This window comes from Streptomyces sp. NPDC088730 (assembly GCF_044751215.1).
Taxonomy (GTDB): Bacteria; Actinomycetota; Actinomycetes; order Streptomycetales; family Streptomycetaceae; genus Streptomyces.
Genome location: NZ_JBIVLK010000009.1, coordinates 107210 through 129906, shown reverse-complemented (window position 1 = coordinate 129906; position 22697 = coordinate 107210). Strand labels below are relative to the sequence as shown.

Annotated in this window: 23 protein-coding genes; 15 read left to right on the top strand and 8 right to left on the bottom strand. The window is 72.4% G+C overall.

Annotated elements, in window-relative coordinates; all coding sequences use genetic code 11:
- Positions 1-23 precede the first annotated feature (23 nt).
- Positions 24-905, top strand: a complete 882-nt coding sequence (locus tag ACIP89_RS25725) for an acyl-CoA thioesterase II (RefSeq protein ID WP_327335573.1) — start codon at positions 24-26, stop codon at positions 903-905.
- A 34-nt stretch (positions 906-939) separates the two neighbouring features.
- Here ACIP89_RS25725 and ACIP89_RS25720 read toward each other — a convergent pair whose 3' ends face one another.
- Positions 940-1170 carry a DUF6011 domain-containing protein gene (locus tag ACIP89_RS25720; RefSeq protein WP_402116954.1) on the bottom strand — a complete coding sequence of 77 codons (231 nt, stop codon included), beginning with the start codon at positions 1168-1170 and terminating at the stop codon, positions 940-942.
- 68 nt (positions 1171-1238) lie between these two features.
- Between ACIP89_RS25720 and ACIP89_RS25715 the strand changes: the two genes are divergently transcribed.
- The 4 genes from ACIP89_RS25715 to ACIP89_RS25700 all read left to right on the top strand — a co-directional run bounded on the left by ACIP89_RS25715 (position 1239) and on the right by ACIP89_RS25700 (position 5108).
- The gene (locus ACIP89_RS25715) at positions 1239-1937 is read left to right on the top strand and encodes a hypothetical protein (protein ID WP_402116952.1); all 699 of its coding nucleotides are present in this window, start codon (positions 1239-1241) and stop codon (positions 1935-1937) included.
- Positions 1938-2149: 212 nt separating this feature from the next.
- Positions 2150-3910 (top strand): cation:proton antiporter, encoded by a 1761-nt coding sequence (locus ACIP89_RS25710; protein WP_402116949.1) that lies wholly within the window; start codon positions 2150-2152, stop codon positions 3908-3910.
- A 24-nt stretch (positions 3911-3934) separates the two neighbouring features.
- A complete protein-coding gene (locus ACIP89_RS25705; RefSeq protein ID WP_401928750.1) occupies positions 3935-4528 on the top strand; it encodes a helix-turn-helix domain-containing protein in 594 nt (197 codons plus the stop codon).
- A 13-nt stretch (positions 4529-4541) separates the two neighbouring features.
- Entirely contained in the window at positions 4542-5108 is a 567-nt protein-coding gene (locus ACIP89_RS25700) for a GNAT family N-acetyltransferase (protein WP_401928749.1), read from the top strand.
- Here ACIP89_RS25700 and ACIP89_RS25695 read toward each other — a convergent pair.
- The 3 genes from ACIP89_RS25695 to ACIP89_RS25685 all read right to left on the bottom strand — a co-directional run bounded on the left by ACIP89_RS25695 (position 5078) and on the right by ACIP89_RS25685 (position 9465).
- Positions 5078-6325, bottom strand: coding sequence for an amidohydrolase family protein (locus ACIP89_RS25695; protein ID WP_401930586.1), 1248 nt, complete (start codon positions 6323-6325; stop codon positions 5078-5080). The two genes, ACIP89_RS25700 and ACIP89_RS25695, sit on opposite strands and share 31 nt — an antisense overlap.
- A 45-nt stretch (positions 6326-6370) precedes the next feature.
- Positions 6371-7801: an MFS transporter gene (locus tag ACIP89_RS25690; protein WP_402116947.1), complete on the bottom strand. Its 1431-nt coding sequence runs from the start codon at positions 7799-7801 to the stop codon at positions 6371-6373.
- Positions 7802-7914: 113 nt separating this feature from the next.
- Positions 7915-9465, bottom strand: a complete 1551-nt coding sequence (locus ACIP89_RS25685; protein WP_402116946.1) for an amidase — start codon at positions 9463-9465, stop codon at positions 7915-7917.
- Positions 9466-9616: 151 nt separating this feature from the next.
- Between ACIP89_RS25685 and ACIP89_RS25680 the strand changes: the two genes are divergently transcribed.
- Positions 9617-10621 (top strand): Lrp/AsnC family transcriptional regulator, encoded by a 1005-nt coding sequence (locus ACIP89_RS25680; protein ID WP_401928741.1) that lies wholly within the window; start codon positions 9617-9619, stop codon positions 10619-10621.
- Between the two features lie 55 nt (positions 10622-10676).
- Positions 10677-11165: a glutathione peroxidase gene (locus tag ACIP89_RS25675; RefSeq protein WP_311307118.1), complete on the top strand. Its 489-nt coding sequence runs from the start codon at positions 10677-10679 to the stop codon at positions 11163-11165.
- Positions 11166-11232: 67 nt separating this feature from the next.
- Here ACIP89_RS25675 and ACIP89_RS25670 read toward each other — a convergent pair whose 3' ends face one another.
- Positions 11233-11631, bottom strand: a complete 399-nt coding sequence (locus ACIP89_RS25670; RefSeq protein WP_401928739.1) for a hypothetical protein — start codon at positions 11629-11631, stop codon at positions 11233-11235.
- Positions 11632-11789: 158 nt separating this feature from the next.
- Entirely contained in the window at positions 11790-13019 is a 1230-nt protein-coding gene (locus ACIP89_RS25665) for an acyl-CoA dehydrogenase family protein (RefSeq protein ID WP_401928737.1), read from the bottom strand.
- A 172-nt stretch (positions 13020-13191) separates the two neighbouring features.
- Between ACIP89_RS25665 and ACIP89_RS25660 the strand changes: the two genes are divergently transcribed.
- Positions 13192-13842 carry a TetR family transcriptional regulator gene (locus ACIP89_RS25660; RefSeq protein ID WP_401928735.1) on the top strand — a complete coding sequence of 217 codons (651 nt, stop codon included), beginning with the start codon at positions 13192-13194 and terminating at the stop codon, positions 13840-13842.
- A 21-nt stretch (positions 13843-13863) separates the two neighbouring features.
- On the opposite strand, the gene def is transcribed toward ACIP89_RS25660, so the two are convergent.
- On the bottom strand, positions 13864-14418 hold the full coding sequence (gene def / locus ACIP89_RS25655) for a peptide deformylase (RefSeq protein WP_401928733.1): 555 nt from the start codon (positions 14416-14418) through the stop codon (positions 13864-13866).
- A 149-nt stretch (positions 14419-14567) separates the two neighbouring features.
- Between def and ACIP89_RS25650 the strand changes: the two genes are divergently transcribed.
- From ACIP89_RS25650 to ACIP89_RS25625, 6 genes are all read left to right on the top strand, one after another.
- A complete protein-coding gene (locus tag ACIP89_RS25650) occupies positions 14568-15083 on the top strand; it encodes a hypothetical protein (RefSeq protein ID WP_402116944.1) in 516 nt (171 codons plus the stop codon).
- Positions 15084-15362: 279 nt separating this feature from the next.
- Positions 15363-16601 (top strand): MurT ligase domain-containing protein, encoded by a 1239-nt coding sequence (locus tag ACIP89_RS25645; RefSeq protein WP_123528582.1) that lies wholly within the window; start codon positions 15363-15365, stop codon positions 16599-16601.
- Positions 16602-16635: 34 nt separating this feature from the next.
- Positions 16636-17364: a type 1 glutamine amidotransferase gene (locus ACIP89_RS25640; protein WP_073736191.1), complete on the top strand. Its 729-nt coding sequence runs from the start codon at positions 16636-16638 to the stop codon at positions 17362-17364.
- 143 nt (positions 17365-17507) lie between these two features.
- The gene (locus ACIP89_RS25635) at positions 17508-18533 is read left to right on the top strand and encodes a 6-phosphofructokinase (RefSeq protein ID WP_073736192.1); all 1026 of its coding nucleotides are present in this window, start codon (positions 17508-17510) and stop codon (positions 18531-18533) included.
- A gap of 119 nt (positions 18534-18652) precedes the next feature.
- Positions 18653-19603 (top strand): cytochrome c oxidase assembly protein, encoded by a 951-nt coding sequence (locus tag ACIP89_RS25630; protein WP_401928730.1) that lies wholly within the window; start codon positions 18653-18655, stop codon positions 19601-19603.
- A 66-nt stretch (positions 19604-19669) separates the two neighbouring features.
- The gene (locus ACIP89_RS25625; protein ID WP_390091109.1) at positions 19670-19828 is read left to right on the top strand and encodes a hypothetical protein; all 159 of its coding nucleotides are present in this window, start codon (positions 19670-19672) and stop codon (positions 19826-19828) included.
- 55 nt (positions 19829-19883) lie between these two features.
- On the opposite strand, the gene ACIP89_RS25620 is transcribed toward ACIP89_RS25625, so the two are convergent.
- Positions 19884-20282, bottom strand: a complete 399-nt coding sequence (locus ACIP89_RS25620) for an SSI family serine proteinase inhibitor (protein ID WP_402116941.1) — start codon at positions 20280-20282, stop codon at positions 19884-19886.
- A gap of 881 nt (positions 20283-21163) precedes the next feature.
- Here ACIP89_RS25620 and ACIP89_RS25615 point away from each other — a divergent pair.
- Positions 21164-22690 carry an endo-1,4-beta-xylanase gene (locus ACIP89_RS25615; protein WP_402116939.1) on the top strand — a complete coding sequence of 509 codons (1527 nt, stop codon included), beginning with the start codon at positions 21164-21166 and terminating at the stop codon, positions 22688-22690.
- Positions 22691-22697: the final 7 nt, after the last annotated feature.

The window sequence follows — 22697 nt, the reverse complement described above, 5'->3', positions numbered from 1 at the left end:
TCGCGAGAGTGGAGACGAACAGCATGACGAACCCCGCAGAGCGCCTGGTCGACCTGCTCGACCTGGAGCGGATCGAGGTCAACATCTTCCGCGGCCGCAGCCCGCACGAGTCCCTGCAGCGGGTCTTCGGCGGACAGGTCGCGGGGCAGGCCCTGGTGGCGGCCGGCCGCACCACCGACGGGGACCGGCCGGTCCATTCGCTGCACGCCTACTTCCTGCGGCCCGGCCGTCCGGGGGTGCCGATCGTCTACCAGGTCGAGCGGGTCAGGGACGGCAGGTCCTTCACCACCCGCCGGGTGACGGCCGTGCAGCAGGGGCGCACCATCTTCGATCTGACGGCGTCCTTCCACCGTCCGGAGGAGGCGGGCATCGCGCACCAGCTGCCTCCGGCGCGGGTGGTCCCGGATCCGGAGGAGCTGCCGACGGTCGCGGAGGAGGTGCGTGATCATCTCGGCGCGCTGCCCGAGGCGCTGGAGCGGATGGCGCGTCGCCAGCCGTTCGACATCCGCTACGTCGACCGGCTGCGCTGGACGCGGGAGGAGATCACGGACGCGGACCCGCGCAGCGCGGTCTGGATGCGCGCGGTCGGCCCGCTCGGTGACGACCCGCTCGTGCACACCTGTGCGCTGACGTACGCGAGCGACATGACGCTGCTGGACGCGGTGCGGATCCCGGTGGAGCCGTTGTGGGGGCCGCGCGGCTTCGATATGGCGAGCCTGGACCACGCCATGTGGTTCCACCGTCCGTTCCGGGCCGACGAGTGGTTCCTCTACGACCAGGAGTCACCCGTGGCGACGGGCGGGCGGGGTCTGGCGCGCGGCCGGATCTACGACCGCGAGGGGAATCTGCTGGTGTCCGTGGTGCAGGAGGGACTGTTCCGGCGGCTGGGCGAGCAGCCCTCCTGACGGCCGGGGGTCCGGGGTCCGCCCGGGACGGGGCTCAGGTGCCGGGCAGCGGATCCTGTTCGACCTCGTGACGGCGGGTGCGGATGTCCGGCGGCGCCGGGTGCAGTTTGGCGTCGCAGGCGGGGCCGAGTCCGGTGCGGCGCGAGGCCGTGCCGGTGAGCGGGCGTCCGCACAGCCGGCAGCGCACGGTGCGGCGGACCGCCGCCTGCCCGGTCTCTGGCAGCGGTTCGGTACCGGGTCCGGGGAAGGGTTCGGGAGACTCCACCCGTCGATCCTCTCAAGCCCCCGGACTACTCTGCGACTTCCCGCCCCCGCACACCGAGGAGCCCGCAGGTGACCACCGTCCTGACCCTGGAGTCCGTCCCCCGGGACAAGAAGGCGGAGAAGGCGGCCGCACCGGGTACGGTCCGCCCCGTCGGGCACTTCGTCGCCCTCACCGGCAGGCCCGGGGAATCCTCACGGCCGGTCGCGCATGTGGAGCGCGAACTGCCGCCGGACGGCATACCCGCGTACCTCGCGGCCCGGAAGGAGGGCATCCGCTCCTTCGTCCTGTGGGCGGAGCCGGAGCGCCGCTCCCGGCTGGCCGCGCTCGTCACCGTCTCGGCGGCGGAGGGCGTCTGTGCGTACGAGGTGCGGGACGGGCAGGGTGTGCCCATCGGGACGATCCTCCGCGAGAAGGCCCTGCACGGCCGGGGCCTGCGGACCCGCTGGACCCTCACCCAGCCCGGCTGCCCCGAGGCTGTCGGGTACAAGGGCCGGATCTTCTGGTGGTACGTGTGGTGGCTGCTCTTCCCCGTCCAGGTGGCCATCGGTGTGGGCAGTGTCCTGGCCGGCGGCGGCGACGTGGCCCGCGGACCCCGGCGCGTCATCTGGCGGGCGGGCGGGGAGGTTCCGCTGGAGTTCCGGTCGGACGGCGACGAGGTCCATGTGCACGCGCCCTGGGTCGACCGGCGGCTGGCGGCCGCCCTGGCGGCGCTGATCCGCTCCTTCGACAGCTGGATGGGCACGCCGTGGGACGACAAGCGGGAGTGAGCGCCGCGGGGCGCGGTGCACCGATCCGGTGGCGGGCGGAGGCCGGGGCCTGGCGCTGGCTCCGTTAGCCCGTCCGGCGGACAGCGGGGCATCCGGCCGGCCCCCGGCGCGAGCCCTTCCCCCTCTGTCGTCCGCCGCCACGGAGGGTGGTCGCGCGGTGATCCACGGGGCGGAAGCGCCGGCCCGGCGCTCTCACCGCGGGAGGCACGGTCATGACGGACGATCAGGTGTTCTTCGGCCTGGGACTGATTGTGGTGCTGGCGGTCGGCTCGCAGTTGCTGGCCGGCCGGCTGCGGGTGCCGGCGCTGCTCGTCCTGCTGCCGGTCGGTTTCACCGCCGGCGCGCTGACGGACGACGTCCACCCCGACCGGCTGCTGGGCGCCGCCTTCTCCCCGCTGGTCTCGCTGGCCGTGGCGGTGATCCTCTACGACGCCGGGCTCGGGCTGGACATCAGCAGACTCAAGGGCCACAACCGCCGTGTCGTGGTGCGGCTCCTGTGGATCGGGACCGTGCTCACCGTGGTGTCGGCCGCGCTGTTCGCCGTGCCGGTACTGGACATGTCGATGGCCGCGGCCGTGATGCTCGCGTCGATCCTGGTCGTCTCAGGGCCGACGGTCGTCGGACCGCTGCTGGACTTCGTCCGGCCCAGCGAGCGGTTGCGGCGCGTGCTGATCTGGGAGGGCTCCCTGATCGATCCGGTCGGCGGGATCCTGGGGGCGCTGGTCTTCCACGGGGTGCTCGCGGGCGACCGGCCGGGGTTCGGCCGTCAGCTGGGGCAGTTCGCGGCCAGTGCGGCGGTGGGCGCGACCGGCGGTGCACTCGGGGCGGGTCTGCTGTGGCTGCTGCTGAGCCGGGTGCGGCTGAGCGAGGAGCTGGGTACCTCGGTGCAGTTCGCCGCGGTGATCGGCGTGGCGGCGGCGTGTGACGCGCTGCGCGACGACACGGGGCTGATCTCCGCCGTCGTCATGGGGATGGCCGTCGCCGGTCTGCCGGGCCCGGACGTCCCGCTGCGGGGGCCCTTCTTCGGCACACTGGTCTCGCTCACCATCGGTCTGCTCTTCATCTCCATCTCGGCCACGGTCACTCCCGCCTCCCTGCGGCACGTGGTGCTGCCGTCGCTAACGCTGGTCGCGCTGCTCGTGCTGGTGACCAGGCCCCTGGTGGCCCACCTCGCGACGCTCGGGACCGATGTGCCGCGCGGGGAACGGTGGTTCATCGGCTGGATGGCGCCCCGGGGCATCGTCGCGGCGGCCACCGCCTCCACGTTCTCCGCACCCCTGGCCGGCAAGGGCATCGGCGGCGCGGAACGCATCCTCCCGGCCACCTTCGTGGTGATCGTCGCCACGGTCACGCTCTACGGCCTGACGGCGTTCCCGGTGGCCCGGAGGCTGCGGGTGCTGCGCCCGGCGAGGTCCAGGCCGCTGCTGGTGGGCGGCGCCCCGTGGACGGTCGGCCTGGCGTGCGCGCTGCGCTCCGCGGGGCCGGACGTACTGATGTGGGCGGGCGCGGCCCAGGAGCGGGCGCGGATCGAGGAGGCGGGGCTGAAGCTGGCCCCCGGTGAGCTGCTCGCCTCGGCCACCGGTGCCGGGGCGGAACTGGAGGGGATCAGCGAGGTGCTGCTGCTGACCGGTGAGGACGACTTCAACGCGCTCGCCTCGATGACGCTCCGGGAGACCGTCGACGGGCCGGTCCGCCGGCTCCGGCCGCCGTCGGCGGATCACGGGGTGGTGGCCCCGTACACGGGTGGTGAGTCGCTGTTCGAACCGGAACTCACCGGTCCCGAACTGACCCGCAGGTACGAGGCCGGGGCGCGGGTGGTCAACCGGCCCTTCGACGGTGAGGTCCCGGCCGGACACGCGTTGCTGTTCGTGGTGAGCGCGGCCGGCCGGCTCACCCCGGTGACCGGCACCGGCACGGCCGCGCCGGTACGGGGCGACATCCTCGTCCTGCTGAGTCCGCCGTCGAGGCCCTGAACCGAGTTGTCCCGGATCAGAGATATGCTCTCTTCTGTGAGAGAGACGGAGAGCGCCGGGCCGGACACCGTCGATGCCCGGCTGGCGGCGCGGCTGGCCGGACTCCGCGCCGAGGCGGGCTGGTCGCTGGAGGAGCTGGCGCACCGCACGGGGGTGAGCCGTTCGACGCTCTCGCGGCTGGAGCGCGGCGAGCTGAGCCCGACCGCGGCCCTGCTCGGGCGGCTGTGCACGGTCCACGGCAGGACCATGTCGCGGCTGCTGCTCGAAGTGGAGGCGGAGCCGGTGCAGCTGGTGCCCGCCGGGCGCCAGCCGGTGTGGCACGACGAGGAGTCCGGTTTCGTACGCCGCTCCGTCTCTCCCCCGCACCCGGGGCTGCGCGCGGAGATCGTCGAGGGGGTGCTCGGCGCGGGAGCCTCGATCGCGTACGAGAACCCGCCCGTTCCCGGCCTCGAACAGCACATCTGGGTTCTGGAGGGGACGGTCGAGATCACCGTGGACGACACCGTGCACACCGTCCGCACCGGCGACTGCCTGCGCTTCCGGCTCCGCGGGCCCACGCGTTTCCACTGTCCGGGCCCGGCCGGGGTCCGTTACGCACTGATGATCGTTCTGCCCTGAAAGGACCTGTCGTATGACCGAGATCGTCCAGGTGTCCGGACCCGAACTGGTCACGTACGCCGATGAGCTGGCCGCGCTCCTGGTGGAGATCGTGGACGGCGGGGCCTCCGTGGGGTTCCTCGCACCGCTGGACCGGGACGCGTCGGCCTGCTGGTGGCGGGAGAAGGCCGCGTCCGTCTCGGCCGGGAGCCTCCAGGTCTGGATCGCCCGGGACGGCGAGCGGGTCGCCGGGACCATCGGTCTGGTCCGGGCGCCGCTGCCGAACGCCCGCCACCGCGCGGAGGTCACCAAGCTGATGGTGCGTCCGTCGGCGCAGGGCCGGGGCCTGGGCCGACGGCTGCTGGACGCCGTCGAGGGGACGGCGGCCGGGGACGGCGTCACCCTGCTCGTCCTGGACACCGAGAGCGACAGCGCGGCCGAGCGGCTCTACCGCTCCGCGGGCTGGACCGCGTGCGGCTCGGTCCCCGGCTACGCCGCCGATCCGGCGGGGGTCCTCAGGCCGACCACCTACTACTACAAGGCGGTCGGCCCGGAAGGGCCGGCGCGGACTCAGCCGGCGAGCCCGTCGACGTCCTTGTAGACGACGCCGTCCTTCATCACCACCAGGATGTTCCCGGGATCGCCGAGGGCGTGGATGTCGTCGATCGGGTTGCCGCGGGCTATGACGACATCGGCGCGCTTGCCGGGCTCCAGGGTTCCGGTCTCGTCGGCGATGCCGAGGAGTTCGGCGGCTTCCGACGTTCCGGCGCGCAGCGCGCCCATCGGAGTCATGCCGCAGTCCACGAGGAGGCCCAGCTCACGGAGGTTGGTGCCGTGCTCGGCGATCCCGCAGTCGGTGCCCATGGCGACCCGCACCCCGCGCTCGATGGCGTGCGGGATGTGCTTGCGGGCGACCTCCTGCCAGTGCTTCTTCTTCGCGTAGGCCCAGGGCGCCGCCTTCTTCGGGTCCGGGTCGGTGTGGGCGGTGGTGAGCGTCGGCACGAGGAACGTGCCGCGCTCCAGCATCAGGTCGATGGCCTCGTCGTCGATCTCGTAGCCGTGCTCGACGCTGGCGACCCCGCCCCGTACGGCGTTGAGGATGCCGCCCCTGCCCTGGGCGTGGGCGGCGACCTTCTTGCCGCGGTGTCCGGCGGCGATCTCCGTGATCGTGCGGATCTCGTCCTCCAGGAATCCGTCGTCGTCGGGCTGGTCGGTGGGGCTCCAGACGCCGCCGGTCGCGGCGATCTTGACGCAGTCGGCGCCCTGGCGGAGCACGCCGCGCACCGCCCGGCGGCATTCGGCGGTGCCGTCGGCCAGCCGTCCCATGGTGTTGTCGTTGGCGCGGTCGTCGTTCCCCGACCGGAAGTCGCCGTGCCCGCCGGTCGGGCTGAGCATGGCGACGGCCACCAGCAGCCGGGGGCCTACCAGCAGTCCGGACTCGACGGCCCGCCGGTGCCCGGCGTCCGCCCCGCCGAGGTCGCGTGCGGTGGTGACCCCGGCTTCGAGCGTCGCCCGCATCCGGGGTGCGGCGAGGAAGGTGAGCAGGCTGCGGGGCATGGTGGCGATCTCGGCATGGCTGAGTGCGGTGCCGGGCGCGGCCATGTGGACGTGGCAGTCGATGAAGCCGGGCAGGATCGTGCCGCCGCGGACGTCGACGCGCCGGGTCCCCTCCTCGGTTGCCGGACAGTCCGCGGACGGGCCCGCCCAGCGGACGCGTCCGTCCTCGATGAGCACCGCGCCGTCCCGGACGGGTTCGGCGCCCGTACCGTCGATGAGCAGGCCGTTGTGCAGGAGTACGGGGGTGGTGGGAGCGGGCATGGCGCTGTTCCTTCCGTGGAGGGTGCGGAGCGGGGTGGGGGCGGGTCAGTCGCGGGCGGTACGGGGCCGGGCCACGACGGCTGCCGCGACGGCGACCAGGACGGACACGCCCGCGCAGCACCACCAGACGGTGGTGTAGGCGTCGATCGTGGGGATCTTCGTGCCCTTGAAGGTGATCGCGGTCAGGATGGCCGCGAAGACGGCTCCGGCGACCGAACCGCCCACTGTCTTGGCCGTGTTGTAGATGCCGGTGGCGATCGCGGTGCGCTCGTGCGGGCTGGCGTCGACGATGAGGACGGGCATGGCGCTGAGGGCCAGGCCGACGCCCGAGCCGACGATGGCGTTGACGACGACGAACTGCCAGGGCTCGTCGTGCGCCATGATCAGGAACACGTAGCCGACCGCCATGAGGAATCCGCTGAGCGCGAGGGCGCCGCGTCCGCCGATCAGCCGGAAGAGCCGGGAGGCGACGAGCGAGGCGGCGAAGGCCATCACGCCGGACGGCAGCATCAGCCACGCGATCCCGAGGGCGTCGTAGCCGAATCCGTATCCGAGCTTGTCGCCGGGCGAGGAGACGAAGAGGACGGCGGCGGTCTGGGCGCCGAAGAGCGCGGTGCCGAGCAGGAAGCTGGCCGCGTACACGGGGAGCAGGGTGCGCCGCACGGTGAGGCGGATGTCGACGATGGGCTCCGCGACACGGAGTTCGACCAGGACCCAGACGACGAGCGTGGCGGCGGCGACCGCGAGGAGCGTCAGCGTCCGGCCGTCGGACCAGCCCCACTTGGGTCCCTGGGAGATGCCGAGCAGCAGCGTGGCGAGCCCGATGCTGAGGAGCCCGGCGCCGGCCCAGTCGACCCGGCCCGGGGCGCGGGTCTTCGACTCGGGTACCAGGAAGAAGACGACTCCGGCGCACAGGACGGTCGTGACGGCCGGGATCCAGAGCACGCCGTGCACCGAGGAGATGACCTCTCGCAGGAGACCGGCGATGACCATGCCGGCGCTGGCACCGAAGGTGAGGGCGCCGACGAGCAGGGCGATGGCGCTTCGGGCGCCCGCCGCGTCGAGGCGGTCGCGGACCAGGCCGATCTCCAGCGGCAGGAGCGCGGCCAGCGGTCCCTGCAGGACCCGCCCGACGAGCAGCACCTCGAAGGAGGGCGACCAGGCGACCAGGACGGAGCCGGCGACGAGGCAGAGGACCGCGATGCGCAGCAGCCGCCGGTGGCCGTACATGTCCCCGAGCCGGCCGAACAGCGGTACGGAGACGGCGGCGGCGAGGAGTTGTGCGGCGTTGACCCAGTTGAGGTCGCCCGCCCCGACGTGGAGGACGGTGCCGAGTTCGGGCAGCAGGGCCGGCATCATCCCCTGGATGATGCCGCTGGTCAGTTCGACGAAGACCAGGAATCCGACGACCGCGGCGACGCGGGCGCCGCCGAGGCCAGGCGCGCCGGCGCCCGCGGTGGGCTGGATACGCGACATGGGGATCTCCACTTGGGCACGGCCGCGCACACGGGCGCGGCGGAGGGTGGTGGGGCAGGAAATGTTCGCTGCGAGGGCACTTCGAAGAACGGAAGCGGGTGGGTTCCGGCGGATCAGGCGGCCGGCCGCCGGCCGGCCGCGAGGAGCCCGCGGGCCACTGCGCCGACGGCGGCCAGATCGGCCGGGCCCGGTTTGATACCGACGGCCGCGAGGGCCTCCTCGATGCCGGCCGGGGCGTGGCCGGGGCCGGGTACGGAGGAGGCGGGCGCCGGTTCTTGGCGGTCCGGGTCACGGAGCGGGGCGGGCTGGTGCCGGGGGTCGGGCGCGGCCCGGCGCAGATGCCAGGTGGTGACGGACTGGAGGGCCTCGCCCGCACGGAGCAGGGTGTGCTCGCTGCGGGGGCGGCCGGCCAGTTGGAGGGAGAGCGGCAGTCCGGCCGGGTCGGCGCCCATGGGCAGCGCGAGGGCCGGGAAGCCGGTGGGGTTCCACACGGCGGTGAGGTTGAGCTCGTCGCCGGGCGCCGCTTCCCGGGTGTAGGGACGGGCGGGCGCGGGCCAGGTCGGGGTGGCGATCACGTCGGCCCCGGCCGGGCCGTCCATCCGCTCCAGCAGCGCGGCGGTGAGCCGGTCGCGGGTCCGCTGGGCGCGGAGGTAGAGGTGCGCGGGAATCAGTCCGCCCGCCGCGGCCAGCCGGCGAAAGCCCCGCCCGTGTCCGTCCCAGTCGGCGGCGAGCCGTTCGCCGTGCTCGGAGAAGGCCTCCGCGAGCATGGTGACGGCGTTGACCGCGAGCAGGTCCCCGAACTCCGGGAGTTCGAACTCCCTTATCTCGCAACCGAGTTCGCGCAGGTTCCGCAGCGCTTCCAGGAAGGCCGCGCGGCACGGTCCGGTGACACCCGGCGCGTCGAGGAGCCCGTACGGGACGCCGACGCGCAGTCCGCGGATGTCCGCGGGACCGGGCGCACCACCCGGCTGCCCGGTCAGCGCGCCGAGGAGCAGCCCGCAGTCGCCGGCGCTGACGGCCATCGGCCCCAGGACGTCCTGCGAGGGGCTGAGCGGCAGGCAGCCGTCGGTGGGCAGCAGGCCGAAGGTGGTCTTCAGGCCGGTGGTGCCGCACAGGGCGGCGGGCAGCCGGACGCTGCCGGAGGTGTCGCTGCCGAGGGCCCCGAGGAAGAGTCCGGAGGCGATGCCCGCACCGTTGCCGGTGCTCGATCCGCCGGTCCACCGCTCCGGGTCCCAGGGGTTGCGGGGCACCGGGAAGGGGTGGGCGGGGTCGGGGCGGCCCATGGCGTACTCGGCCATGGTGGTCTTGCCGAGGACGACGGCACCGGCGCGGCGCAGCCGGGCGACGGCGGGCGCGTCGAGCCCGTGCCACCAGTGCGGGTCATGGGCGGGGCTCTGCGCGGTGGCCGGACCCTCGACGGTGGCGAGGTTGTCCTTCACGGCGAGCGGCAGACCGTGCAGCGGGCCGCGTTCGGCGGCCGGGAGGGCGTCGGCCGCACGGGCCGCGGCGAGTGCCTGTTCCGGGAAGCGGGTCACGTACACGCCGAGCAGCGGATCGAGCGCGTCGGCGTCGGCGAGCGCGGCGGTGACGAGCTCACGGCTGCCGACGGCGCCCGACCGGAGGGCGGAGGCGGCCTCGGTGAGGGTGGCGAAAGGCTGCTGCACGGGGCGCCTCCGGGGCGGGAAACTGGCTGGATCTGATGAGGTAGGGCGATGCTAATCTCCGATCATGAGGTGACCTCGAATTGCTTATCCCTGTCATGAAACGCGATCCAATGCAGTTTTTTCCCACAACGCTTCCCGATGCGGATCTCAGATGACCGAAAACCTGCCCCCGCTCAGCGAACTCGATCTGACCCTGGTCAACGCCCTGCAGATCAGCCCCCGGGCGCCCTGGACGGAGCTGGCGAAGGCGCTGGACATCGACGCCGCGACCGTCGCCCGGCGCTGGGAGCGGCTGCGCACGGCGGGCCATGCCTGGGTGACCGCCTATCCGTTCGGCGGCTCGGGGGCGGGTGCGCTGATCGAGATCGACTGCGCGCCGGGGCAGGCGGGTGCAGTGGCCGAGCAGCTCTCCGCGGACCCGCACGCCGTGACCGTGGAGCACGCGGCAGGCGGCCGCGACCTGCTGATCACGGCCATGGCCACCGGCTTCGGCGCGCTCTCGCGCTACATCGTGGACCGGCTCGGCACGATCCCCGGGATCACGGCGACCCGGGCCCATCTGGTCACCCGCAGTTACACGGAGGGGAGCGTCTGGCGGCTGACGAGCCTGAACCGCTCGCAGCAGGAGGCGCTGGCCGCGTCCCGGCGCTCGGCGCTCGGCGGCTCCCAGCAGTCGCCCGAGTACGCGGAGCTGGTCACGGCGATCGGCGAGAACGGGCGGATGTCGCTGAGCGAACTGGCCGAGACCCTGGGCGTCTCGGTGAACACCGCGAGCCGCCGGCTGAACCGGCTGCTCGAATCCGGCCGGCTGGTGCTGCGCTGCGACCTGGCCCGCTCGCTGTCCGGCTCACCGGTCGCCGTGACCTTCTTCGGAACCGTCTCGCCGGAGCATCTGGACTCCACGGCAAGGGAGTTGGCGAAGCTTCCGGAGATCCGGCAGTGCCTCGGCCTGGCCGGTCCGCAGAATCTGATCGCGACGGTCTGGGTCTCCTCGCTGGTGGACGCCCAGGACCTGGAGGTACGTCTGGCCGCTGCCCTCCCCCATCTGCGGATCGCCGACCGGGCGGTCGCGCTGCGCGCGGTCAAGCTGATGGGCAGGCTGCTGGATCCGGACGGCCGTGCGATCGGCTTCGTCCCGATGAATCTGTGGGCATAAGCGGGACGCTGCGGGCGTAAGAATGGCAGTGAAAGCCATTTACTAGGAGATCCCCATGACGCTTTACGACATCCCCCTCCACACCCTGACCGGCGAGCCGACCACCCTGGGCGCCTACCGGGGCCAGGCCGTCCTGCTGGTGAACGTCGCCTCCAAGTGCGGGCTGACCCCGCAGTACGCCGGCCTGGAGCGGCTCCAGAAGACTTACGGGGACCGGGGGTTCACCGTTCTCGGCGTGCCGTGCAACCAGTTCGCCGGCCAGGAGCCCGGAAGCTCCGAGGAGATCCAGGCGTTCTGCTCGGCGACGTACGGGGTGAGTTTCCCGCTGCTGGCCAAGACGGACGTCAACGGCGCGGGCCGGCACCCGCTCTACGTGGAGCTGACGAAGCTCGCGGACGCCGACGGCGAAGCCGGTGACGTGAAGTGGAACTTCGAGAAGTTCCTGCTCTCCCCTGCGGGCGAGCCGGTCGCCCGGCTCCGTCCGGCCACCGAGCCGGAGGCCCCGGAGCTCGTCGCGGCCATCGAGGCCCAGCTTCCCGCCTGAAGCGGGGCCGCCGGGTGGCTGGCGGCCGGATCGCCGCCCGCCACCCGGTGGCACTCGGGCCCGCCGCTCAGGCGTGGCTGAGCAGGAGCGAGCCCTTGGGGTAGGTGACGCCGGCGTTCACATTCGCCACCTGGATGCTCACGGGCGTGCCTTCCTTGATGTTGCCGCTCTTCCACGGGCTGCAGTAGGGGGAGTTGTGGCCTCGGGTGCTCGTGACCCGGTCCCAGCTCCCGTCGCGGCCGATGTCGAGCTTCACCTCGATGCCCCAGCCGTCCGCGCTCGTGTCGCAGGCGCGGATCGAGTCACCGGGGATCGCGCCGTAGGGGTCGGGGTTCCACTCGCCGTACCCGCCGAAGGTCGCCTCGATCGGCTTCGGCGCGGCCGCGGCCGTGCCCTGTGCGGCGATGACGAGGCCGAACGCCGCCGCGGCGGCGGCCACGACCCGCCTCCCGGTGTACCTCAGCATGGCGCGTTCCCCTCCATCGGCCGGTCACGATCTTCACGGGGAATCTACAGGGGCATGGCAGGTGCACACCATCCGCCCGGGACAGAGGACCGGCCCCCGTCCCCGGCCGGTGCGGCGGGGGACGGGGGCCGGGGCGTGTGTGCGGCCCGGGCCGGGTGTCAGCGGATGGGCATCCCGGACAGCGTGCGGGCGATCACCAGGCGCTGGATCTCGCTGGTGCCCTCGAAGATCGTGTAGATCGCGGCGTCCCGGTGCATCCGCTCCACCGGGTACTCGCGGGTGAAGCCGTTGCCGCCGAGGATCTGGACCGCCTGCGCGGTGACCTCTTTGGCCGTCTCGCTCGCGTACAGCTTGGACATGGAGCCCTCGGCGGACTCGAACGGCTTGCCGGCGGCCGCCATCCAGGACGCGCGCCAGACCAGCAGGCGGGCCGCGTCGATCCGGGTACGCATGTCGGCGAGCTGGAAGGCGATGCCCTGGTTGTCGATGATCGGGCGGCCGAACTGGGTCCGGGTCTTCGCGTAGTCGAGCGCGACCTCGTACGCGGCACGGGCGGTGCCGACCGCCATCGCGCCGACGGCCGGGCGGGACGCCTCGAACGTGGCCATCGCGGCGTTCTTCACCCGCTCACCGCCACCGGAGGCGGCGCGCTCACGGGCCCGCGCGAGGCGCTGGTCGAGCTTCTCCTTGCCGCCGAGCAGGCAGTGGCCCGGGACGCGCACGTCCTCCAGGACGACCTCGGCGGTGTGCGAGGCGCGGATGCCGTGCTTCTTGAACTTCTGCCCCTGGGACAGCCCGGGAGTGTCCGGCGGCACGATGAATGAGGCGTGCCCCTTGGAACCGAGCTCCGCGTCGACGACCGCGACCACGACGTGGACGTTGGCGATGCCGCCGTTGGTCGCCCAGGTCTTGGTGCCGTTGAGCACCCACTCGTCCTTGGCCTGGTCGTACACCGCGCGGGTGCGCATCGAGGCGACGTCGGAACCGGCGTCCGGCTCGGAGGAGCAGAAGGCGGCGACCTTCACATCGTTCGCGTCGCCGTACATCTGCGGGATCCAGGTGCCTATCTGCTCCTCGGTGCCGTTGGCGAGGACGCCGACGGCCGCCAGGCCCGTACCGACGATGGACAGGGCGATGCCCGCGTCACCCCAGAACAGCTCCTCCATCGCCACCGGGATGCCGAGGCCGGTCGGGTCGAAGAACTGCTGGGCGTAGAAGTCCAGGGAGTAGATGCCGACCTTGGCCGCCTCCTGAATGACGGGCCAGGGCGTTTCCTCACGCTCGTCCCACTCCGAAGCGGCCGGACGGATCACATCCGCGGCGAAGCCGTGCAGCCAGTCACGGACCTGCTTCTGGTCGTCGTTGAGTTCGAGCGTGAACTCGGCCATTTTCCCCTCCACGTACTGCTGTCAAAACCCGTTCGTTACTTGCGGTAACAACAGTCTGTTACCGGCAAGTAGCCTCTGTCAACCGGTCAACCGGAGATCCGCGCACCGCTGGACAGGGTGTTACGTTGCGCAGGCAGGACGGACAGGCACGGCCAGGGGTGGGAGAAACAGCATGGAGACCACACGACAGGCGGAGCGGCAACGGTCCGCGGCAGAACGCCGCCGCCGCGAGCTGCTCGAAGCCGCCGACCGCGTGGTGCTCAGGGACGGCCCGGGAGCCTCGATGAACGCCATCGCGGCGGAAGCCGGGATCACCAAGCCCATCCTCTACCGGCACTTCGGCGACAAGGGCGGCCTCTACCGCGCCCTCGCGAAACGGCACACCGACGCGCTCCTCGGCGCACTGCGGGCGGCGCTCGACGCCCCCGCCGACCGCCGTGCCCGGGTCGAGGCGACCCTCGACACCTATCTCGCCGCGATCGAGGCCCGTCCGCAGGTCTACCGGTTCCTGATGCATCCCTCCGACGACGCGGCCCCCTCGTCCGAGCAGGGCTTCGACGTGGGGCGCCACTCGGCCCCGCTGCTGCGCCGCCTCGGCGAGGAGCTCGCCACGGTCATCGCGGAGCGGGTGGACCTCGGGCCCGACAGCCAGGTCATGGCCCGGATCTGGGGGCACGGCATCGTCGGCATGATGCACGCGGCGGGCGACTGGTGGCTGGGTGAACGCCCCTGCTCACGGGCCCAGCTGGTGAGCAGCCTGGCCGATCTGCTGTGGGGGCGGCTCTCCGCGGCGGGCGACCGCCCCGGCGGCCCGGGGTTCTGAGGCCGCGCTACCGCTCACCGGTCAGCCGGGCCGCCCCCAGGGCGCCCGGCGGGCCGCGCGCAGGGCCCGCGTCCGCCGCAGCCCGGTCAGCCGGTCGGTGTAGACGGCGCCTTCCAGGTGGTCGCACTCGTGCTGGAGGCAGCGGGCGAAGAAGCCGGTACCGCTGACCCGCACCGGCTCACCCCCGACCGTGACCCCCTCTACCACCGCGTGGTCGAAGCGGGGCGTACCGGCCTCGATGCCCGGCAGCGAGAGGCAGCCCTCCGGGCCCCGCACGGTGATGCCGTCGGCCTCGACGAGGGTGGGGTTGACCAGGTGGCCCAGGTGGCGGACGTCCTCGTCGTCGGGGCAGTCGTACACGAACACCCGTAGCGCCACGCCGACCTGGTTGGCCGCGAGCCCGACGCCGTTCGCCGCGTACATCGTGGCGTACATGTCCTCGACCAGCCGGGCGAGCGAGGGACCGAAGTCCGTGACGGGTTCGCAGGCGCCGTGCAGCACGGGGTCACCGAGCAGATTCATGGCCCGGACGCGTCCGGAACTGCCGGGGATCGGGCGGTTTCGCATGGCGGCCATCGTACGGTCCGGGGCAGCGCCGAACGCACGGCCGCCCGGCCGTGCGCGTAGACATCCCGCATCGGGACCGGCGGCAGATCCGCGCGCTTTCTCACCCGGGCGCAGAAGAGGGCCATCACCGGGGAATCGGCGCCCAGGTCGTCGAAGAAGTGTCTGTCCGCCGTCACCCGGTCCTCTATGTCAGGGCGCTGGGCGCGAGAATCGGGAAGGGCATGATGGCCTCCTCCCGCGACGTGCCCCTCTGCGCCGAGCTGCTCACCGTCGGGGACTCCTCCGCCATCCGCAAGGACTGCGGCACCCCCGGCCGCCGGATGATCCCGGAGCCGGGCATGAGCATGCGGCCGGCGCTGCTGGACGAGTCGTACGTGGACGAGGTGGTCCGGGCCGGGGAGGCGGACACGGTCCGCGCCTGCCGCCGGCTGGCGGGGGTTCCTCTTCGACGGCCCCACCGGCACGGTGGTGAGCGGCGCGGTCGACCAGCCGGACCGGCGGGGGTCCGGGACCTCACCGCGGTGGCCGCGGCACCCGACCTGGGCGAGCGCTACCCCGACACCGTGTACCAGGACAACTGGGTCCGGGATCCGTACGGCCGGAGCCCGCTCGACGCCGCCCGGCCGGGCGCGCCCCTTCAGGCCCCGGGACCCCCGCGGCCTGAAGGGGCGTGACCTCGGTCACGCCCGCCGTCGCGGCCCGCACCGCGGAGGGCGGGCGCGGGCGGTGCGACATGACGGGACGTCAGACCTGCCCGGCGGCGCGGAGCCGGAGCCTCCGAGCCGCCCTTGAGCCGCCGGTGCCGCCGCCCGTCCGCGGGATTTCCGCGCCGGTGGTACTCCACGCGCCCCACATTCCACCGGAACTCCACGCACCGAGCGGTGCCGCCGTGCCTCCGCCGTGCCGGACATCGATAGGCTGGGCGCGGACCGATGCAAGGAGGATCTAGGACGATGGCAGGCAACACGGAGCCGTTGTCGCCGCGGGCCAAGCTGGCCGTGACGGCGGGCAAGGCCGCTGCGGCGGTGTCGCGGGCAGCCGGGCGGGGCAGCGGATCGGTGATCGGCGGCCGGGTGGCGCTCAGGCTCGACCCCGACCTGCTCGGGCGGCTGGCACAGCACCTGGACGTGATCCTGGTGTCGGCGACCAACGGCAAGACGACCACGACCCGGCTGATCGCCGAGGCACTGCGGGCCGCCGGCCCGGTCGTGTCCAACGCGCTCGGCGCCAACATGCCCGCGGGCATCACCTCGGCCCTGGCCGGCGGCTCGGACGCGCAGTACGGCGTGATCGAGGTGGACGAGAAGTACCTCGCCGGAGTCGCCCGCGACACGACGCCCAAGGTGATCGCGCTCCTCAACCTCTCCCGCGACCAGCTGGACCGGGCCGCGGAGACCCGGATGCTCGCCGAGAAGTGGCGCGAGGGGCTGTCCGGCTCGAAGGCCGTGATCATCGCCAACGCCGACGACCCGCTGATCGTCTGGGCGGCCTCCTCCTCACCCAACGTGGTGTGGGTCGCGGCCGGACAGGCGTGGAAGGACGACGCCTGGTCCTGCCCGTCCTGCGGCGGTGTGATGCAGCGCCCCGGCGACGACTGGTTCTGCGGCGAGTGCGGTTTCCGCCGGCCGCCGCCCAGCTGGGTGCTGCACGGCGACTACGTCCTGGACCCGCACGGCTCGGCCTGGCCGATCCACCTCCAGCTGCCCGGCCGCGCCAACAAGGCCAACGCCACCAGCTCGGCCGCCGTGGCCGCCGTCTTCGGCGTGCCGCCCCAGGTCGCCCTGGAACGGATGTACCACGTGCAGGCCGTCGCGGGCCGCTACGACGTCGTCACCTTCCTCAACCGTGAGCTGCGGCTCCTGCTGGCGAAGAACCCGGCGGGCTGGCTCGAGACGTTCTCGCTGATCGATCCGCCGCCCACCCCGGTGATCCTCTCCGTCAACGCCCGCGGCGCCGACGGTACGGACACCTCCTGGCTCTGGGACGTGGACTACACCCAGCTCGCGGGTCACCCGATCTTCGTGCTCGGCGACCGCAAGCTGGACCTCGCGGTCCGGCTCGAAGTGGCCGGTCTCGACTTCCGGGTCTGCGAGAACCTCGACGAGGCCGTGCAGCAGGCACCGCCCGGCCGTATCGAGGTCATCGCCAACTACACCGCCTTCCAGGATCTGCGCCGTCGTGTCGGCAACTGACCCCGGCCCCGGCCCCCTCCGGAGAGGACGAAGCATGAGCAACAACAGCCTGCGGCTGGTGTGGGTCTACCCGGACCTGCTCAGCACCTACGGCGACCAGGGCAACGCCCTGGTGGTGGAGCGCCGGGCCCGCCAGCGCGGCCTCGACGTGTCGCGCGTCGACGTGCGCAGCGACCAGCCGGTCCCCACGTCGGGTGACATCTACCTGATCGGCGGCGGTGAGGACCGTCCGCAGCGGCTCGCCGCGGAGCGGCTGCGCCGTGACGGCGGCCTCAGCCGGGCCGCGTCCAACGGCGCGATCATCTTCTCGGTCTGCGCCGGCTACCAGATCCTCGGCCACGAGTTCGTCAACGACCTCGGTGAGCGCGAGCAGGGTCTCGGGCTGCTCGACGTGGTCTCCACCCGCGGCGAGGGCGACCGGTGCGTGGGCGACGTGCTCGCGGACATCGACCCGCACCTCGGGCTGCCGCCGCTGACGGGCTTCGAGAACCACCAGGGCGTCACCCATCTCGGCCCGACGGCACGCCCGTTCGCCCGGGTGCAGTTCGGCCGCGGCAACGGCACCGGGGACGGCACGGAGGGCGCGTACAACGACACCGTGTTCGGCACCTACATGCACGGGCCCGTGATGGCGCGCAACCCGCTCATCGCGGACCTGCTGCTGAAGCTGGCGCTCGATGTGAACGCGCTGCCGCCGACCGACGACCGCTGGTACGAGGCGCTGCGCGCCGAGCGGATCGCGTCCGCGACACAGCCCGTCTGATGAGGCGAAATTCGCTCAGCTGAGCGGAGTCCAGCAGGCGGACGCCCGGTTCGGCCCCGCCACCCTGCGCCGGTAGGGTGGCGGGATTCCAGCCGGACGACGTGGTCCGGTCGTCGGCCCACGTTGCAAAGGTTTCCCGGGCAATGCGAATTGGTGTGCTCACCTCCGGTGGCGACTGCCCCGGCCTCAATGCGGTCATCCGTTCCGTCGTCCACCGTGCGGTGGTCGACCACGGTGACGAGGTCATCGGCTTCCACGACGGGTGGCGGGGCCTCCTGGAGTGCGACTACCGCAAGCTCGACCTCGACGCGGTCGGTGGCATCCTCGCCCGTGGCGGCACGATCCTCGGCTCCTCCCGGGTCCAGCCCGCGCACCTGCGCGGTGGCGTGGAACAGGCCAGGGGCCATGTCAACGACCTCGGGCTGGACGCGATCATCCCGATCGGCGGCGAGGGCACCCTCAAGGCGGCGAACCTGCTGTCGGAGGCGGGGCTGCCGATCGTCGGCGTACCGAAGACGATCGACAACGACATCGCCTCCACCGATGTGACCTTCGGTTTCGACACCGCCGTGGGCGTGGCCACCGAGGCCCTGGACCGGCTGAAGACCACCGCGGAGTCCCACCAGCGGGTCATGATCGTCGAGGTCATGGGCCGTCACACCGGCTGGATAGCCCTGCACTCCGGGATGGCGGCCGGCGCGCACGCCATCGTCGTCCCCGAGCGCCCCTTCGACATCGACGAGCTGACCGAGCTGGTCGGCCGGCGCTTCTCGGCCGGCAAGAAGTTCGCGATCGTCGTGGTCGCCGAGGGCGCGAAGCCGCGCGAGGGCTCCATGGAGTTCCAGTCGGGCGTGAAGGACATCTACGGGCACGAGCGCTTCGCGGGCGTCGCGACCCAGCTCTCCATCGAGCTGGAGCAGCGCCTGGGCAAGGAGGCCCGCCCGGTGATCCTCGGCCATGTGCAGCGCGGCGGCACGCCGACCGCGTACGACCGGGTCCTCGCGACCCGGTTCGGCTGGCACGCGGTGGAGGCGGCACACCGGGGCGAGTTCGGCATGATGACGGCACTGCGCGGCACGGACATCACCATGGTCCCGCTCGCGGAGGCCGTGGAGACCCTGAAGACGGTGCCGGCCGAGCGGTACGGCGAGGCCGAGTGCGTGCTCTGAGCGACACCACCGTCTGAGGACTGCCCCCGGCCGCGAGCGCGGCCGGGGGCAGTTCTACTCTGGTCGGGACAACCGGCACGAAACGGGGACGTCCCGGCGCCCCCTTCAGGAGTGAACAGATGGATCACAGCGGGCACGGCATGAACATGGATCTGCCGCCGTTCACGCTGGGACGCGGGCTCCAGTTCTCCGCGGACCCGATCTTCCTGATCGGCTGCGTGCTCGCCGTGCTCCTGTACGGGTACGCGGTGGTGCGGCTGCGCAGGCGCGGGGACGGTTGGCCGGTCAACCGGATCGTCTTCTTCGTCATCGGTGTGCTGAGCATCGCCCTGGTGATGTGCACCAAGCTCAACGACTACGGCATGGTCATGTTCAGCGTCCACATGGTGCAGCACATGGTGATCAGCATGCTGTCGCCGATCCTGCTGCTGCTGGGCGCACCCGTGACACTCGCGCTGCGTGCCCTGCCGGTCGCGTCGCGTGGCAGCAAGGGGCCGCGCGAGCTGCTCCTGATGCTGCTGCACAGCCGGTACATGAAGGTCATCACGCATCCGGTGTTCACCATCCCGCTCTTCATCGCCAGCCTGTACGGCCTGTACTTCACCCCGCTCTTCGACTTCCTGATGGGCTCGACGGCCGGGCACCTCGCGATGATGGTGCACTTCCTCGGGGTCGGTCTGGTCTTCTTCTGGCCGATCATGGGCATCGACCCGGGGCCGCACCGCCCGGGTTATCTGCTGCGGATGCTGGAACTGTTCGCCGGGATGCCGTTCCACGCGTTCTTCGGCATCGCGCTGATGATGGCCTCCCAGCCCATGGTCGAGGTCTACAAGAACCCGTCGGCCTCCCTCGGCATCGACGCCCTGTCCGACCAGAACGCGGCGGGCGGGATCGCCTGGGCGTTCAGTGAGATCCCCTCGGTGCTGGTGCTGCTCGCCCTGGTCTTCCAGTGGTACCGCTCGGATCAGCGGACCGCGAAGCGCTCGGACCGCGCGGCGGACCGCGACGGCGACCAGGAGCTTCACGCGTACAACGCGTATCTCGCCTCGTTGCAGGCGCGCGGACAGTAGCGCCGGACATGCCTTCGGGGTGACGATGGCAGTAACGGCCGCGCGGCCGACGAGGAGCGTGCGCGCATGTCCGGATCCACGAAGACCATGGGAGTGCTCACCATAGGGGCCCTGGTGACGGTCACCGGGTACACGGTGGCGCTGGGGAGCAACGGCTGGCTCTGGTTCGGCTGGGTGGTGCTGGGGCTGATCACGATCGGAATGGTCGCCACCCGCGAGACGTGAGCCCGGCAGCCCGGAGCCCGGCGAGGCAGAACGCGGCGACGCGGAACCCAGCGGCTCAGAAGCGGAACACCGGCCCGGTGACCGCGTCCATCAGGCATGCGCTGGAGAACGTGTGCCGCCAGTCGACGGCTCCGCCCTGCCGGACGCCCTCGGCCGTGACGGTCACCGGCTCGTCCTGATAGGTGCACGGATGCGGGTCACCGGCGAGGGCGTCGAAGTCCCCGTCCGCCGCGTCGAGCGCCGCGCAGGCGCCGAGCGCGTCGGGGTGCCGGTCACCGGGGCCCGGCGGGCAGTGCAGGACGACCCCACGGATCCAGGTGTTCCCGCTCCCGGAAACGGTCAGGAGAACCCCCCGGTCCGGCGCCGGATGCGGCGCGGCCGCGGCGGGCACGGCCGAACCGGGGGGCAGCAGGACGGTCAGGACGGCGGTGGCAAGGGCGGCGCGCACGCGCATGTCGGGCTCCGGTGCTCCGGGATCAGTGGCTCGGGACTGCGGGGCCACCCCACCCCGGCACCGTCGCCGTGACAAGGAGCCGCGCCGCGCGCCCCGCCTCCGGATGCCGGTACTCCGCCCGGAAGGGTCCGGCCGGAGTACGGGAGGCGGCACCGGCCCCGCCCGCCGGTGAGGCGCGGCCGCTGCCGCCGCGTGTGCCATCGCGCACGGTGAACGCCGCGCCGGGGACGCCTCGCGGATGGGCCGCCGGGCAGGCCGCCCGTCACTCCGCGTGGCGATCGGTACACGCCTGGTCGGCGCGCGGTACGAGGTGGAGGCTGTCCGGACCCGAGCGTCTCCGCGCCGCGCGGCCGGGGTGCGCCCGGCCCACGTCCCGCCGCCCCCGCTCTCGCGTCCGCACCTCCCGCCAGGCGCTTCTCCCCCGCCTCGCGGTGGACGCTCCCGCCCGGCCCGGCGGCGCGACGTGGCGGCTCCGGGGCGGTCCGGGCGCCGGTGCGCGTCCGACGCGAGGTGACTCCCCCGTCACCATACGCATCCACCCGGGAGGCCCCCGCGTCTGCCCGGGAGGACCGCGCACAGCCGCCACGACGCGGATGCGAACGCCTGCCGACGGAGCCGGCGACCGCGTCCGGACGCCGGCAACCAGGCTCCTTCCAGGGCTCGTTCGACGTATGACCGCGTTAACGCGCCCGTAAGCCAGTTGTGATTTAAGTCTTGACAGGTGCCTATCACCACGCCACTTTGGGAGCGCTCCCACAATCAAGACTTGCACACTCCACCCCCTCCCCTCTCCCCCGATACCGGGTGCCGAGACGGGCTCTTAGGGGCGCAGCCGCGCCCCGGGCCCGTTCCGCGCCGCCCGACAGAGGAAGGCGTTTGTCATGAACTTGGTGAAGCGCTGCGGGCGCGGCCGGACCGGAGGAATCCCGGTCCTGCTGGCCGGCACCCTCGCCCTCGCCTCCACCCTGCTGGGCGGGCCGGCGACCGCGGCCCCACAGGGCACATTGCATGAACTCGCCGCGGCCCAGGGCAAGTACTTCGGCTCCGCCACGGACAATCCCGAACTGTCCGACGCCGCCTACGCGGCGACCCTCGGGTCCGAGTTCGGGCAGATCACCCCGGGCAACTCCATGAAGTGGGACACCACGGAGCCGGCCGAGGGCCGGTTCGACTTCACCAAGGGCGACGTGATCACCGACTTCGCGCGGCAGCACGGCCAGACCGTGCGCGGCCACACGCTCGTCTGGCACAGCCAGCTGCCCGGCTGGGTGGCCGCGCTGCCGTCGTCGCGGGTCGAGGCGGCGATGACCGACCACATCACGCGGGAGGCCACGCACTACCGGGGCGCGGTGGCCGCCTGGGACGTGGTGAACGAGCCGTTCAACGAGGACGGGACCTTCCGCACGAGCCCCTTCTACTCCGCGATGGGCAGCGACTACATCGCCACCGCCCTGCGCGCCGCGCACGCCGCCGACCCGGACGCGAAGTTGTACCTCAACGACTACAACATCGAGGGTCTCGGCGCGAAGAGCGACGCCATGTACGCCCTGGCGAGTGAGCTGATCGACGAGGGCGTACCGCTGGACGGCGTCGGGATGCAGGCCCATCTGGCCGTGCAGTACGGCTTCCCGTACGAGATGCGCGAGAACATGCGGCGGTTCGCCGCTCTCGGCCTCGATGTCGCGGTCACCGAACTCGACGTCCGCATGCAGCTGCCGGCCGACGCGGCCAGGACGGCCACCCAGTCCTCCTACTACCGGCAGGTCGTCGAGGCCTGCCTGGCGGTCGAGCGCTGTGTCGGCATCACCGCGTGGGACTACACGGACAAGTACTCCTGGATCCCGAACACGTTCCCCGGCGAGGGTTCGGCCGGCCTGTACGACGAGAACCTCTCGCCGAAGCCCGCCTACGCCGCCGTGCGCACCGCGCTCGGCGGCGAGGACAGCGGCGGGGAACCCGGCGCGATCAAGGTGCGGTACCGCAGCGGTGACTCCTCTGCCGGTGACAACCAGATCAAGCCGGGTCTCCAAGTCGTGAACACCGGTACCACGGCGGTCAGCCTCTCGGAAGTGACCGTCCGCTACTGGTTCACCGGAGACAACGGAGCCTCCACGTACGCCACTTGGTGCGACTGGTCACCGCTCGGCTGCGCCACGGTCACCCACCGGGTCGCCGCGCCGGGCTCCCCCTCGGCCGGGGCGGACCACTACCTGGAGGTGGGTTTCACCGGCGGCAGCCTGGCGCCGGGCGCCTCCACCGGGGAGATCCAGCTGCGGCTGAGCAAGACCGACTGGTCGGACTTCGACGAGTCGGACGACTACAGCCACGGCTCAGGCACCTCGTACGGCGACACCCCGGAGGTCACGGCCTACGTGGCCGGGGACCTCGCCTGGGGAGTCGAACCCTGACCGTCCG

What these genes read in the sequence shown, in the direction of transcription:
- ACIP89_RS25725 (WP_327335573.1), top strand. Translation starts at nt 24, where the DNA reads ATGACGAACCCCGCAGAGCGCCTGGTCGACCTGCTCGACCTGGAGCGG.
- ACIP89_RS25710 (WP_402116949.1), top strand. Translation starts at nt 2,150, where the DNA reads ATGACGGACGATCAGGTGTTCTTCGGCCTGGGACTGATTGTGGTGCTG.
- ACIP89_RS25705 (WP_401928750.1), top strand. Translation starts at nt 3,935, where the DNA reads ATGCTCTCTTCTGTGAGAGAGACGGAGAGCGCCGGGCCGGACACCGTC.
- ACIP89_RS25700 (WP_401928749.1), top strand. Translation starts at nt 4,542, where the DNA reads ATGACCGAGATCGTCCAGGTGTCCGGACCCGAACTGGTCACGTACGCC.
- ACIP89_RS25695 (WP_401930586.1), bottom strand. Translation starts at nt 6,325, where the DNA reads ATGCCCGCTCCCACCACCCCCGTACTCCTGCACAACGGCCTGCTCATC.
- ACIP89_RS25690 (WP_402116947.1), bottom strand. Translation starts at nt 7,801, where the DNA reads ATGTCGCGTATCCAGCCCACCGCGGGCGCCGGCGCGCCTGGCCTCGGC.
- ACIP89_RS25680 (WP_401928741.1), top strand. Translation starts at nt 9,617, where the DNA reads ATGACCGAAAACCTGCCCCCGCTCAGCGAACTCGATCTGACCCTGGTC.
- ACIP89_RS25675 (WP_311307118.1), top strand. Translation starts at nt 10,677, where the DNA reads ATGACGCTTTACGACATCCCCCTCCACACCCTGACCGGCGAGCCGACC.
- ACIP89_RS25670 (WP_401928739.1), bottom strand. Translation starts at nt 11,631, where the DNA reads ATGCTGAGGTACACCGGGAGGCGGGTCGTGGCCGCCGCCGCGGCGGCG.
- ACIP89_RS25665 (WP_401928737.1), bottom strand. Translation starts at nt 13,019, where the DNA reads ATGGCCGAGTTCACGCTCGAACTCAACGACGACCAGAAGCAGGTCCGT.
- ACIP89_RS25660 (WP_401928735.1), top strand. Translation starts at nt 13,192, where the DNA reads ATGGAGACCACACGACAGGCGGAGCGGCAACGGTCCGCGGCAGAACGC.
- def (WP_401928733.1), bottom strand. Translation starts at nt 14,418, where the DNA reads ATGGCCGCCATGCGAAACCGCCCGATCCCCGGCAGTTCCGGACGCGTC.
- ACIP89_RS25645 (WP_123528582.1), top strand. Translation starts at nt 15,363, where the DNA reads ATGGCAGGCAACACGGAGCCGTTGTCGCCGCGGGCCAAGCTGGCCGTG.
- ACIP89_RS25640 (WP_073736191.1), top strand. Translation starts at nt 16,636, where the DNA reads ATGAGCAACAACAGCCTGCGGCTGGTGTGGGTCTACCCGGACCTGCTC.
- ACIP89_RS25635 (WP_073736192.1), top strand. Translation starts at nt 17,508, where the DNA reads ATGCGAATTGGTGTGCTCACCTCCGGTGGCGACTGCCCCGGCCTCAAT.
- ACIP89_RS25630 (WP_401928730.1), top strand. Translation starts at nt 18,653, where the DNA reads ATGGATCACAGCGGGCACGGCATGAACATGGATCTGCCGCCGTTCACG.
- ACIP89_RS25625 (WP_390091109.1), top strand. Translation starts at nt 19,670, where the DNA reads ATGTCCGGATCCACGAAGACCATGGGAGTGCTCACCATAGGGGCCCTG.
- ACIP89_RS25620 (WP_402116941.1), bottom strand. Translation starts at nt 20,282, where the DNA reads ATGCGCGTGCGCGCCGCCCTTGCCACCGCCGTCCTGACCGTCCTGCTG.
- ACIP89_RS25615 (WP_402116939.1), top strand. Translation starts at nt 21,164, where the DNA reads ATGAACTTGGTGAAGCGCTGCGGGCGCGGCCGGACCGGAGGAATCCCG.